At 44.5% G+C, this 14,027-nt stretch carries 9 protein-coding genes; all 9 read right to left on the bottom strand.

The genetic code is table 11. The annotated features are described in order from the left end of the window. Nucleotides 1-30: 30 nt before the first annotated feature. The 9 genes from LC653_RS23900 to LC653_RS23860 all read right to left on the bottom strand — a co-directional run bounded on the left by LC653_RS23900 (nucleotide 31) and on the right by LC653_RS23860 (nucleotide 13,995). Complete coding sequence (locus LC653_RS23900) at nucleotides 31-2,838, bottom strand: COG1470 family protein (RefSeq protein WP_229497219.1); 2,808 nt, start codon at nucleotides 2,836-2,838, stop codon at nucleotides 31-33. A 33-nt stretch (nucleotides 2,839-2,871) separates the two neighbouring features. Continuing rightward, on the bottom strand, nucleotides 2,872-5,022 hold the full coding sequence (locus LC653_RS23895) for a WD40 repeat domain-containing protein (RefSeq protein ID WP_229497218.1): 2,151 nt from the start codon (nucleotides 5,020-5,022) through the stop codon (nucleotides 2,872-2,874). Nucleotides 5,023-5,273: 251 nt separating this feature from the next. Next, complete coding sequence (locus LC653_RS23890) at nucleotides 5,274-6,524, bottom strand: DUF4159 domain-containing protein (protein WP_229497217.1); 1,251 nt, start codon at nucleotides 6,522-6,524, stop codon at nucleotides 5,274-5,276. Between the two features lie 254 nt (nucleotides 6,525-6,778). Further along, nucleotides 6,779-7,870 carry a phage tail protein gene (locus LC653_RS23885; RefSeq protein ID WP_229497216.1) on the bottom strand — a complete coding sequence of 364 codons (1,092 nt, stop codon included), beginning with the start codon at nucleotides 7,868-7,870 and terminating at the stop codon, nucleotides 6,779-6,781. Nucleotides 7,871-7,905: 35 nt separating this feature from the next. Continuing rightward, nucleotides 7,906-10,113 carry a putative baseplate assembly protein gene (locus tag LC653_RS23880; protein ID WP_229497215.1) on the bottom strand — a complete coding sequence of 736 codons (2,208 nt, stop codon included), beginning with the start codon at nucleotides 10,111-10,113 and terminating at the stop codon, nucleotides 7,906-7,908. 2 nt (nucleotides 10,114-10,115) lie between these two features. Continuing rightward, complete coding sequence (locus tag LC653_RS23875) at nucleotides 10,116-10,529, bottom strand: GPW/gp25 family protein (protein ID WP_229497214.1); 414 nt, start codon at nucleotides 10,527-10,529, stop codon at nucleotides 10,116-10,118. Nucleotides 10,530-10,720: 191 nt separating this feature from the next. Beyond that, nucleotides 10,721-11,017: a PAAR domain-containing protein gene (locus LC653_RS23870; protein ID WP_229497213.1), complete on the bottom strand. Its 297-nt coding sequence runs from the start codon at nucleotides 11,015-11,017 to the stop codon at nucleotides 10,721-10,723. Between the two features lie 260 nt (nucleotides 11,018-11,277). After that, nucleotides 11,278-13,425: a VgrG-related protein gene (locus LC653_RS23865; RefSeq protein ID WP_229497212.1), complete on the bottom strand. Its 2,148-nt coding sequence runs from the start codon at nucleotides 13,423-13,425 to the stop codon at nucleotides 11,278-11,280. A 57-nt stretch (nucleotides 13,426-13,482) separates the two neighbouring features. Beyond that, nucleotides 13,483-13,995, bottom strand: coding sequence for a CIS tube protein (locus tag LC653_RS23860; protein ID WP_229497211.1), 513 nt, complete (start codon nucleotides 13,993-13,995; stop codon nucleotides 13,483-13,485). Between the last annotated feature and the right edge of the window lie 32 nt (nucleotides 13,996-14,027).

The following is a 14,027-nucleotide window of genomic DNA, read 5'->3' as shown; positions in this document are numbered from 1 at the left end:
AGCCAAAAGTTAGAATTTTTTATAATTTTGTTAATCAAATTTAGGCGGTAATTCAGAGGGAGAAAGCAAATCTGGTTCCGAAGGTGTAGGCGAATCGACAGCAGGAGGCGATGCTGCGCCAGAATTAGGCGCTGGCTGCGAACCTGAGTTCGTACCTGATGCCCCAGTTTCCCTTCCAGGGGATACTGGTGGCACTGCACTTGCCGCGCTTGGTGGCGTGGGAACCGGCGGAATTGGCTGTTTCAGCGATTGCGGCGGAGTGAAAGTTTTAATTGTTGGTGGCGCAAGAACTGGCAAAGCGAAAGTTTCGATTGTTACGGCTCTAGTAATTGGTTCGCCATCTGAACTTTTTACTTGCAGTGTCATCGTGATACTGCCTGCCTTGTCCTCAAGGGGATAAGATGCGCTACCCGATAAAGGCACACTTCCAGGTGCAGGCAGTAGCTCTACTTTCACGTCTTTTCCACCTTCTACCTTCCAAGATATATACATATTTTTCGCTGCATTTACACCACCAATTGGGATTAAATATTTTGCTGGAGCATCTTTACCATTAACCTTAAATTCCACAATTTGAGGTGGCTGAGGTTTAATCTGAATATTATCTATTTTTTTCAAATCTGAAGGTTTTTCTTGTCCTTTTTGGGATGAAACTATCAATTCAAATGTATAGCTTCCTCCTTGTTTAATTCCTGTAGGAACATTTTTACAGATTAACGCATCTCCTATTTGGCATAATTGCTTAAGGTTACGGTCAACCCCTTGGCTAAAGTCATATAATTTAACTGTAATATTAGTCCCATCAGCTGCTTTAGCAATAATATTTAGTTGGTTAAGCTGTTCTGGATTACTAATTTTCCAATTCAATAAAATACTATTATTTATATTTATAACCGGATTTCGTTTGCTTTTCGCTGCTTTAACAATAGGTCTTGGATTTAATATCGCTTCTTCATATATCGGTTTATCAGAACTAAATTCAATAATTTTTGGTATGGGTAATGGAGCAATTTTTATGGGATTGGTTTTCAGCGAATCCGTTGCTGTTTCTTTGTTATTTTTAGAAAAAACTTTGAGATCAAAAATATATTCGCTTGCAAGACTTGCACCTGTACGCACATTCTGACAAATTAGCACCGACCGTAAACTGCAAGATTCTTTGAGTTCATTAGGTACACCTTGGCTAAAGTCGTAAACTATCGGCGCTACAGAAGCAGTACTGTCAGCTGACTGACCCGTTATAGTCAATAGATGAATTTGCCGTGGATTGCGGATTTGCCAATTTAGGCGAATGAAGTCATTATTAACTTCTTGATATAAATTGTTTGCAGAAGCAAATTCGACAATTTTGGGTTGAGCAGGGGGTTTAAAAAATGTCCACCAGATCAAGAAAGCGATCGCTACCAGAGTTGCGACTCCTGCTATAAATAAAGGCAGGAACTGCCACCAAGGGCGCGGCTCCCAAATTAAAGTTCCTTGAGGAATATAATTAGGCAGCGGCAACTGCTCGGTATCTTCAAGTTCAACTCGGAACTCGATTAGCTCCGGCGCTCCATAGACAGGTCTGCGCCACCATTTATTAGGTTTGACCCGTAAATCAATATTAGTTGAACTTTTTGGCAATAAGCGCACACAACTTGGCTCTACAGTGTAAGTGCAAAGCTCCTTTTCATCAGCAGTTTGCGTGCGGATTAAAACTTCCCGCGTTATGTTGCCAGCATTGGTCAACTTTAGCTGAAATATGCCTTCCTGATTTCTCACCCTGCTTCTTAAAATCAGGAATTCCGCAGTTATCAGGTAAACCGGAAGAACTTGCACATACACAACATCCAGCAGCACCAAATTTGGATTGTTGGTAGAATACAACCGGACGGTAGGGAAATAAATTCCAGCGATAGCATCAAGCGGGGGAGTGAGCAGCAATAGGATATCGCCCCTAGCGCCTGGATTAAGGTCTAAGGCATCCGGTGCTATCATCATGCCAATTTGTTCCAACCCCTGGGGATATACGACCTTAAACCAACTTTCTGGTATGTCTGGGCAAGTGATGCGAAAACGGTCTACCCGGTCAGAGCGGTTATAAACGCTGACATTTACAGAAAACGATTCTCCCGGTCGCAGAGGTGTAGGTGTCTGAGAAGTCGTGACTGGTTGCAGCGTAAAAGTGGGGTCATTAACACGTACTGCCGTTTCAACTGGGGGCAAAACTTGCAGCCATTGCAAGTGCAGTATGGGAGTATCTTCTGGGTAGTGCTGTGGCGCATCGACTACAAGAGTGTAATTGTATATACCTAATAACGTTTGCACAGGCACCTGAAACTCGAAGATTAGTTCGCTGCTACTGTTCGAGTATAAAGCTACCCGCTTGTTAGGTTCAGCACACCATTGGCGCACGGTATGAGAGCTTTCATCGAGAAAGAGATCAATTAAGGCGCTTTGATTCCCTTTGTTGATGACAGTGACGCAGAGTTCAAACGTAGAGCCAGCGACAACTGTTTGAGCGCCAGAAGGGTTGACTATCAGCGCTAAAGGCAAACCTGGAGATAGTTGAGCAGTAACGTCTTCGCTGGAAGTTTCGTGGCGAAAGCGAATTCTGTAGCTTGGTTCACCTTCCCCTTCTAATAATTGAAGAAAACTGCGTTGTACTAAATAGTCAAGCATGGTGAAGGTAACTTCCTGATCTTCACCGATATAAGCTGCCACTTCAGACAAGCTGACTGCTTCTGCTGTTTGCAGCATCCATAGTACAATCTGCCGCTCAGAATCAGGCAGCGCCAGAATATCAGCCATCTCTAGGTCGCTGACTTGTTGATTGCTTTGGCGCTCTGCCGTCGTCATTTTTACCTTCCTTTGACTCTCACGTTTATAATCTTACTTACAGCCCGTATCGCTTTGTGGAGTAACATTAATCCTCACTTCCGTATTGTCACCACCACTGAGCACAAAGACGTTTTTGCCTTGTCTTTTGACATCAACGCTATTGATTCGTTTCTCAGACTTGGCCAGCTCTTGACCGTTGGCGAATTGGAGATGCCTCTTGCCGTCAATACTCAAAGGCCAGAGCATCACCCGCCCGTCGTCTCCCCCACTAGCTAAGTAGCAACCATTTCTATTCAGAGCCACAGAACGGACTGGCTTGTTGCCATGACCGTTAGCCCAGCGATCAACAATGGTACACTTAACATCCTTGCTCAAGCATTTATCCAGATTCCACAAGGTAATATATCCTTGAGTATCGGCTGTTGCCATTAAATTTGGCTTATAAGCGGCAACTGTTAAACTTTGAATGTAGTCGTCTTTGCTGCCTTCTGGATACGGCAAGGAACGAACTTTATCAGTTGCAAAATTCCACATCCACAATTGATTAAAGCGACCGCCAATCATGAGATTTTTATTTGCTTTTCCGGCTAGAGCCAGAGCATAAACCGCGAAATCGAATTTTTTTTCTTTAAAAGGCGAGTTATTAACACTGACGTTGTTTTCCAGGTCGCTTTGGATATCCCACTGCAAAACTAAACCGCTGCCGTGACCACTGAACAAAAAGCGCGAGTCTTTAGTAAACTCTAGAGCAAATACGCGATCATCTTTGCGAAATAAGAAAGAATCTATAGGTTTGTTGCCATCTCCAGCCAGATTAAATAACCTGATCTCACCATTTTCTAAACCTGCCGCTAAGAGATTATTGTCCACTGGGCGATAGCGAACCACGCGCACTGCTCTGCCGAGGTCGCCCAAGTCACCCTCGAACTGGTTAATCAGTGGATTCAGGATGCCCGCACTATTCCATTTAATGATTTTTTTGTCATTACCCCCGCTCACCACCTTGTCCCCCATTCCATTGAATTGCACAGAAGTGACAGGAGCATTGTGACCGAAAAACGGGTTATCAGGATTCAGCCAGGAACAAGCCCAAGCTAGTGTGAGCAAGCCTGCACCTATCAATAGTTGCATCCAAATCGGCAAAACAGGCAGCACATTCAGTTTTAGGAATTGGGTATCGTTGCGGATATCTATGCCTGTTGCTGACTCAGTAGCGTTGACCTCAAACTGCAATTTCTTGCTGCCTCCCCACCAGTGCCTGCGCTTGTTTATCACTAGCTGCAACTCGGCTGTTTCGCCAGGAGATATCTCGGCTTTCTCTGGGATAAGCTCCCAAGTGCTTTTGCTCTGTCCGGCTTCTGGTTGTACCTGCACCGTTACATCCGGTTTTAAATTACTGGCATTGTCAAATTTGAGTATGTAGGTGGCAGAGTCGCACTTCCACTTAAGTACCCACCATGCTGAGGCTGATGGCGGCATCTGCTGTTTTTCGGGTATGCAGCTAAACTCTACAAACCCTTTAGGTAAAACTGTTATAGTTCCAGTTGCACTAGATAAAGGGCCGTCAATTAGGTTCGCTTCAATAGTGAAAGGATATGCCTGACTGGCAACTTGGCTAGGAATTGGCAGTTGGCATAAGAAAGTTGTCTCTGCTTTACCTCCGGGTGGAATTTGCAAGCGTCTTTCGCTACCGTCAACCAACCATTTCATATCTACACCCAAAAAACTGAGAACGACATTAACAGTTAGTTGACTTGGGTTGTAGACACTGACAGGAATTTCTAGTAAATCACTAGGATAAACCTGGAATTGTGCTACAGGCAGAGTTAATTTTACAGGTGTAAGTCCTTTGCTTTGTTCTACAACCAGACGCACTACTTCTCTTGTTTCTTCTCCTAGTTCCAATGAGAAAATTCGCACGGTTAGGTTCATGATGCCAGCAAACCCTGGAACTGGACTATCCGTGATCATAGTGGTAAATCGCGTGCTATCGCCTGGTGGTTTTTTGGCACTTACTTCTGGCGAAAGACTGTACCAACGAAGACCGGGAATTACCTCAGCGCCAGCAGCGATAATCTCTAATTGAAATGCAGCGAAGCGATCGCTGTCATTTGTCACAGTTATGTTAAAAGAGGCAGGCGCTCCACCTGGCTTAAATTTAATAACCTGTTCTGAAATTTCTGTACTGATACTATTTGCCATTATCAAGATACCCAACGCACCTGTCATTCAAGATAATTAACTTTCTTTCTTGGATAAATTTCTCATAAACCTCTTGCATAAATCGATAACATCTTAATTTGTATCTGCGTCATCTGCTCACCTCTGCGAACAAAAAAAAATTTTTTGGTAAAAATTATAATATATATATTTGGGATTAATTAAGGAAAATTTAACTAATAGCTTACCTGAACAACATTGTAATAGCTTTTAAACTAGCTTGATTAAATATTCTATTTATCAAATACACTCTTAGTTGTCCGAAGTTGCAAACTGGATACGGCAATTTTAGTGCCGGCATTCAGTAACTGCATTATCTGTCGTCGTTTCCAACTGAAATGTAAAATATTGATTCCCATCTCTTGAGCAGTGCGGATAGTTTCTCGCGATAATAAAAGCGCATCATCTAATCCCCATGCGGCTGAAAGGTTGCCGACTACTAAAATGATGCCGCCACCATATCCTAGATTAATGTGTTCTTGATTCACACTAGGTAAGGCAGTAAATAAAAAAGGTTCTGTCCGCAAAGGATGATTGCTTTTCATCTTTTTTATATCTTGTAAAGGAGTTCCTAACTGTTCTGCCAAGCCTAAGATGCTGCCAATTGTGGAATCTGCATTGTTTGGAGTATCTATTAATAAAACGCCTCCTGAATCTAAATAATTTTTAAGGACTGCAAACTCTATCTGGTTTAAAGAAAATGCTTCGCAAGTTGCAATAAATAATAAATCACAAGCTTTGATTTGAGAATTAATATCTTTAGTTTCCAAGTTGATTGGCTCGATTTGTTGAGCATTCAACGCTGGGTAAAGAGCGGAAACAGATTGAAGTAAATAAGAGAGATTATTAGCACTGCGCTCTGTTGCTGCACTATTGGCGATTTGGGCAACACGGACAGTTGCTTGGGGTCGCGATCGCACCTGGTGGCGGTAGCGCAAGTCTAGCTGGTTAGGGCCAGGAAAAAACACATCTGCGGGATTTTCCAACTCTACTTTTCCGGGTGAGAGCAAAATCCGGCACAATTCTACTTCTGTTTCTCCTGGGGAGGTGAGTTTCTCGTCAATACGAAAAGTTTCTTGGAGAATGTCAGCGGTTGCTTTCCGGCGCAACCTTTCTGGGTCTACGTAACTGATAACCAAATATACAGTCAGCGATCCTTCTTGCTGCGCTTGGGTGGCAATCCGATAAGTTTCTGGCTGCGGCACAATAATCGGGTTGCCAGTTATATCAATAGCAATACCAGGCTGAATTTGTACCCAACGACGATCGCGGTAATTTGCCGGAACTTCTGCCGGAGCAGATATCAATAGCACTCCCAACCCAGAAACAATTCCTGGTTGATTGAGAGATTGATAGTGAATATTTTGTCGCTGACGGTGGTATTCATGAGCTATTCGCCAGCGATCAGCGTTCATCAGCAGTCCGTCAGTAACCAGCAAGCGTTCGAGAATCTTAGTCGGCGGTAATGGAAATTGTTCAGTCATTTGATTTTGGATGTTGGATTTTGGATTGGAGATTTAAGAATTTATAGGACTTACGCAAAGGTCATTTAACAACCAACCGCTCCAGGTGCAAAGAAGCCAGTGCGCCCTTGCGGTTCCCCGACTTGTACCCCTACGGGGAAGCAAGCTACGCTCTTAGCGTTCCCGTTCGCGCAGCGTCTCCGTCAGGAGAAGGGTAGCAACTGGCGCGACACAGAGAAAAGAGGGTTTGAGAGAGTTTTTGCGTAAGTCCTAATTTAGTCTGTACGCAACTCCTGATTACTTTGTTCAATGAAGAGGTCGTATATGCAAAAAGCTGGCTTTTCTCGTTCAATCACCTCTCGCACCAAATTCTGATCTACCTGCTTACCTGGATCAAGACGCAGGTGGACAATAAAGTGATAGGGACGCCCACCCCCCAGCAGCGAGTCTTCTCCAAGGCGCGTTCCTCCTAAAACAAAGCCTTCACTAAAGATTTCCTCAATACAGATATGCTTCTGAGCTTCAGGCAGATGCTCATCTAAGGGCAAGTCTGTATAGAGATGCAGGTATAACCGCAAACCGCGACGTGTACCCCGCCAACGGTAAAGCTCTAAAGCTTGACCAATCAGATAACGCTGGCGCATAACGCTCCAGCCAGAGTCTATTGGCCAACCTACCCAATAAGCCAGAAACGGTAGCAATGCTTCTGGAGCAGTCAACGGATCTAGATAAGCCGATAAGCTATCTAGAATCTCCACTGTCGGTTCAAATGCTTGCTCAAAAATGTGCAGAAAGCGACCGATAAAATCTGCTTCGCGGTAGATGCTTGGCAAGAAATCGAGGTACAAGCTGCGCGGTCGCACGTGTAAGCTGAAGCTTGCAGTTTCTAACCCTTGCTGACCGCTATTTATCTCTGTATAGCTGACATCAATGCGGCTACGATAATCCAGAACTAAAGACTCGTCAGCAGCTAAAGACCGATCTTCTTCAAAGAAATTTTCTGGCACCCGAAAGTATAGCAATGCATAAATCTCCTGACCGGGCGCAATTGTCTGCCCTTCCATATGGGTGCGACACCAAAAAGCTGGAAAATTCCCCTGACTTTCTAGGTGCAATTCCAACAGCCGAGTTCCCAAATTTTTAATTTTTACTACCATTTCACTGGGTTCTCCGGGGTATAAAACCAAGGAGTTACTAGCAGGGGTATGCTCCGGAAGCAGAGACGCTTTGCGATTCTCCTGCGGAGAGGCTGCGCCAACGCGCCTCAGGAGATCGGCTCCTCCTATCCCCGCTGATATAGCTGTTTCGGGGATCTGCATGGGAGTAAGTTGCAGATATAAGGAAGAACTAGAGCGGGCTTGGGACATTTTCAGGTGTTAGCCGTTAGGTGTTAGATTTTAGGTTAAATCAAGTTAATAATGTGACCGGAGCGGAGTTGGGCGTTCTGCCAGGAGCAAACTAAACCCAATGGCCCAGGATCGATGACTGGATTTTGCGGCAGCGATCGCACCCAGTTTGTACCTTGTTTGCGTAACTCGAACAACTGCACTACGCCCAAGTAGCGAACCGCAGAAAATTGCTGGAACAAAGTCACAATATCTGAAGGATAAACGGGGCGACCGAATGGCCAGCCTTTGCCTTCTGGCCCCCCAGTCAGGGGATTGAGAAAGCGGTAAAGGGCAACTTGCAATTTTGAAAGGATTTGTTGTTGGGCGCGAGAATTACTATATTCTGGCTCTAGCGCTACTTCAGTTTGCACTGCTACTCCCACATACTCTGGTGCTTGCAAGCGTACCTGCACCCCCAATAGTCGCCGCTCATTGAGATAGGCAAAAATTTGCTCGGTCAGTTGGGGGCTGAGGGCAAATTGTTCTGGCTCCATACCTTGAGTCCGAGCAATTCCATCTGTATTCGCTTGCGGTAATAGCAGCAGGCGCACTATACCAGCTTCGCTACTGGTTTTGGCAGGCAAGCAGCGAGCACGGGCAATAGCGCCGCTAGATGCTTTGATGGCTAAAGCTTCAAAATCTTCAGGAGTAACAGCGCGATCGCGAGTGCGAAGCATTGCTGGCACTCGGATTGCTGCTTCTTCTAAAGATTCAGCATTCTTCCCGTTGCGTCCGGGTTTGTAGTTGACGACCCTGGCAACGTAAGGCACAGAATTTTTCAATACTCTGATTGAACCAACTTGGACATTGCCTTTCACACCGCCGCCAACACGATAGGCAACCATACTAATCGAGGAGCTTCTTGGCGGTACAGCCCCATATTGCCGCTCTAAAGAGTTAACTATTTCCTCTCCGATTCCTGAGTTGAACAGGCGTTCTCTCTCGGCTGGTTCTGTCATTTGGAATCTGGCACGCAATAACGTCTGTTGCTGAATTTGACTCGGCTCACGAATCAATGGGCCAAACTGCACGATTCCGGTGCGCGAGTCAATGATGTAATGGTGATCTTGAGGGCCTGAATTAGCAAAATCCATCACCTCGTGCCATCTTTGGGGCAGTTCCCCAGGCGGAGTAACTAGGATATATTCTGTTTCTCGTCGCTCCAGAACCGGAAAACCCATTAACTGAAATGTTTGCCCAGGTTTGCCATTGCTTTCTCCCAGCGGCTCATTGGCGATTAATTCGCTTTGGCTGGCTACGACACTGCCGCCAATAGAGCGCACAGAAAGACCGACAATTCGGGGAGAGCTAATATAGCCTGGTTGATTGAATAATCGGTCAGCATAAATGCAGCGCAGCCAGCGACCCTGATAAGTTAAAAACTGGGTCACCGGCCAAAACTGGGGCATATGTAGCACGATATCTGCACCTTGTAGCGGATTGCCACCAGCACGAGCTATTTCGCTGAAACTGAAACCTTTAGTGTGATCGTCTGTTTCTCGCAGTAAAACTGGTTCCCAAGAACTGCCATTCCAAGCTTCCCAGCGACGCGGCGGTGCTTCTGGGTTGATGCCAGTAGATGTGGCGGCTTCTCCCTTAAAATTAACTGCGATGACATTGCCGTCAATAGGCTGTCCTGGATCGAACACTAGATAAAAGCAATTGCCAGTATGGGGTTGTTCGTTAAAGAATGCTAGCTCTCTGCCGCTCCACTGGCCATCAGAACTGAGCGTCCACAATCCAGTAAAGCGATCGCGCAATATTTGCGGAAAATCCTCTGCGATCTGTGCCGTGAGAAAATGACGAATGCTGGGATTGCCAATTTCTAACTGGCGATCGGTGCTAAAGACGATCGCTTCTTCGATTTCTGTCCGCAGTGTTGCTATTTCTGTTCCCTCAGGAATCGTATAAGTCTCAGGCAGAGCCGCACTTAGATAAAAAGTAACATCAGTTCTTGCGGCCACAGGTGCTTGCAAGCGAATTCCTAGTAACTCCAGAAAAGCAACATAATTGCGTCTGGGAACTTGATTGAACCGCAGCATCATTTGGTCTGTTAACCAAGCAAACAGTTCAATCAGGGAAATTCCAGGGTCGCTGGGGTTGTAATTTGTCCATTCAGGACAGTAACGAGGAATGCGGAGAATGCACTCTTCTACTAAGTCCTTAAAAGTGCGATCGTCTAAATCCGACTTCGGTAACTTGGGTAGAAAATCAAATTCCACGATTACTCCCCTCGCGGCAACAAATAAAAGGGATAGACCAAACTACGAGCATCATGGCTTCCCTTAGGGTGATATTCCAAAATAATCTCTACTCGATCCCGAACTGGATCGGGTTCAGTACGCACTGCATCGACAACAATACGCGGCTCCCAAATTTGCAAAGCCTCCTGCACATGCAGTCGCAGCAGCAGTAAAGTTTGAGTATTCATCGGTGCGAAAGTCAATTCTGAAAGACGCGACCCAAAGTTAGGCCGATAGACCCGTTCGCCTAATTGCGTGCCCAGGATCAGCCAAATAGATTCCTCAATATTTCGCTCTGCTGTACTGAGTTGGATACTTCCCTGTACATTCACCCGTAGAGGGAATGACCATCCTGTACCCAGGTGGGATTGTCGATTATTAGTTGCATCTGGCATGCAGGTTACTCTAGTGCCTAACTGTGCGTTACTTTACTGGAGAGCAACTGCCAAGAGTATTAGCCAAAAGTCGAGTTATGGCAACGGAAAGAAACGTTAAGACAGATGTAGGTTGCAACCTTGTAGCAGAAAACCTATACCATCTGAAGTTGTCCTAACCCAATTGGTTTTTAAAAGCTACTTAAGGCGCATTAAGGTGCAACTAACACCGTCACCCCGGTTGCAATCACAGGCAAGGATATTGGTACTGGCACTGGTATTGGTGGAGTCACTCCTACAGCCATAGTCCCCATGTGCGCTACAGGACGTCCGCAAGCAAGAACAGTCACAGAACAAGGCATAGTTAATACCCCAGTAGCAATTGTTGGCCCTGCTACAGCATCTCCCATACAAGCTATAGGTCTTCCCATAACTAGGACATTTGGTGCTCCAGGGCCAATTATCGGACTGCCACTAGCCAGATCCCCTAATAGTGCGACTGGTAACATTAAAATCTTCCTTTTGCTAATTGGACTTCTTGCAGAAGTGGGGTAAAGGGGAAGGGGTAAAGGGGAAAGGATGGAATTTTCCCTTACCCTTTAACCTTTCACCTTTCCCCAACATCTTGGCATTTGTTACTTTTGCAAGATGTCTATTGTAAATTGATAGTTTTAAACGTTCATTATGTATTGCATTTTGCTACTCAGCTATTAGCCATTAGTAGGTATACGCCCTATATTGCTAGCTCATAATAAAAGTAAAAAGTCTTTTAACAATTAAGTCGAATCAAAGGTGCTGTAACGCTAGCAGTGATAGCTGCCATTAGAGCAGCAGTAGCCCCAGCTTGTAAATTTAGTGCTGCGCCAGATTGCACACTACAAGAAGCACCAGCCTGTACGGATAGAGTAGCTCCAGACTGAAGTGACATTGCGCCTCCAGCTTTCATATTTGCAGTACCCGCAGCCTTAAAATCTAACATTCCTCCTGCCTCAGCACTGATTTTGGCTGGAGTTTGCATCTCAATACCACCGGGGGCAATTTTTATAATGCTAAGGCCTGATTCTAATTTAATTTCCATAGGCGCTTTTATACTAATTGTTTGAAGTGCCTCTATGCTAATACTATTGCTTGTATCACTCATAGTTATTTTTTGACCGTTAGTGGTTTTAATTTCAATTTTTTTACTAGTATCCTCCATCGTTATTTGATGACCGCCATTCGTTTGAATTTTTATCTTTTTACCTTGGTCATCCATCAGCACTTGATGACTACCATTTGTTTTAATTTCAATATTCTTATTTTTATCGTCTAAACGCACATAATGACCGTCTGTGCTTTTAGTTTCCACAAACTTATCACTATCATTCATGTGAAATTTATGAGCTTTTGTCGTCTCCATGTAACAGCCAGATTTACTGCTATCTTTATCCTCTTCCACAAATTGCAGTTTATGACCTAAGCGAGTTTTAAATGTTCTGAGGCGTACTTTACCATCAGCAACCGATTTTTCCACAGTTTCTGGTGGCGCATCCTTACCGTTCCAAACTCCCCCAATTACATAAGGGCGATGAATGTCGCCATGCTCAAAAGCTACCAGTACTTCGTCATTCACCTCTGGCAGGCAGTCAAAGCCGCGATCGCTTGCTGCTCCTGTTCCCACGACTCTCGCCCAATTGCTTTCATGTTCTTCAGTCAGAGTCGGAAACTTTACCTTTACTCTGCCCCATTTTTGGGGATCGTTATTGTTAGTAACAATGCCCACTAAAGGAGTTTGACCTGGTTGCAAATTACTTTGGGTAACACGAGGTAACCAATTATTTCCTCGCAGACCTCGGACGGTAAATTCTGTTGTGTAACTACCTTCTTGATATAAGTGACGGGTCTGGGTAACGTAATAGCTTCCGCTGTATTTGCCCATTCCGTCTAGTTTTACAACTTTTCCTGTCCGCAATAAAGGATTGCCTTCGCCTTTAGCATCGGCATGGACGAATTCTCCAGCAATCTCGTTACATACACCTTGGGCGATCGCATCTGCTTCATCAACAGTTGAAACCGGGCGATCGACGATGATCATTGTCGGCGAACTCGGCTTACCGCTAAAGCTGTTACTAGTGCTACTGCCTTTGCCAAAATCTATTTCTGTAACTACTTGAGGCGCATTTTTATTAGAGACAATTACTTTCTTTTGGCTGTAGTCCCAAGCTCGGACTTGGACGGAATTTATTTGTTCGGCACTCGTGACACGCACTGCCAAACTATGAATATTTTTTAACCACTTGAGGTTTAAAGTATCCCTTGCCGTAGGTTTGCAAAAGTGCAGTTTGTTATCTTGTACGAAAAGCTCAAAGCCAATTCTGGCTGCCCTTTCGTGCAAAAATTCCATATTAGTCTGATTTTTCTGGAAAATATATCCAGGAGGATCGTCAAAACCGTGAGGGCCGCTACTATCATCAACAGTGCCAATAGATATTCCCACTTCCCCAGCAATTTTTTTGGCAATATCGCTGTCTTTAGCATTCTGAAAAGAGCGATTGAAGCGCCCCCGATGCAAGCGGTGAGATGTATCATAACCGCGAATAATTAGGGGTGCTTGGGATTCACTATTGAACTGAGTTTCTATAGCTGTGATTTCCCCTTGGAGAATGTAACCTTGCTCCTGCTCAGAAAATTCTTGTGCTTGTGTAATGCTAGATTTAAAACCAATTTTTACTGATTTACCAATTGCAAATAAGTCTTGGTAACGCCAAGCTGAATCCTCTTCTCGACCAGGAAAGTAATCGTTGCGAATGACTAAAGTAAACATTCCAGGTTGATGCAGGCTTTCTTCGACAGATATTTGGAGAATATCCTCAAGTAGTTCCGAGGAAGCATCGCTGCCATCAATCTGCAACATTGGTTCTGCAATATAAGTTCCCATTACAATCTCTTTCTCTTAGACTAGTTTTTATTTAGTATTAATTTTTAACAGCTGCCCCTATCTTCGGCTATCTCCACGATTCACATTTGCCGGAGTACCCATACCAGGTTGAGAAATTGATTCATCTACTTCTTCTAAAGTCAAATCTAGCTTGGCTCGTACTGGTGTACCGTCAGGCAGAAACATCATTAAGCTGTAGCTAATGTTGGTGACAAAGCAACGTATGTACTTTTGATCTCCCCAAGTAAATATATATATAGGTGGGCGTTTCTCCTTGCCGTCTCCGGCTTGAGCGAAGTCAACGGCTTTTTGAAATTTGCTGATGTACGTTAATACGCTGGTGCCATCTTCATATGTATCGAAAAATATATCTCTGATGTTGAGTGTACAAGGCTCTGGATAGGCAAAAGTCACTTTTGGTAATCCTCTACCAGTTCTTGCTCCGGGATTTTTGTTTAAACTAATCGTCTGCCCAAAATCTAGCTGGATGGGGTTGAACATAAATTCGATATCTTCGATCCCTTTATCGCAGGCGATCAGTTTGGCTTTAACCAGACTAGAAGGTGACATACAATTTTCCTCAAGGAAACTTTTGCAGCATT

It is taken from the genome of Nostoc mirabile CHAB5784 (assembly GCF_020829645.1).
Lineage (GTDB): Bacteria > Cyanobacteriota > Cyanobacteriia > Cyanobacteriales > Nostocaceae > Nostoc > Nostoc mirabile.
This window is presented reverse-complemented; position numbering and strand designations above follow the sequence as displayed.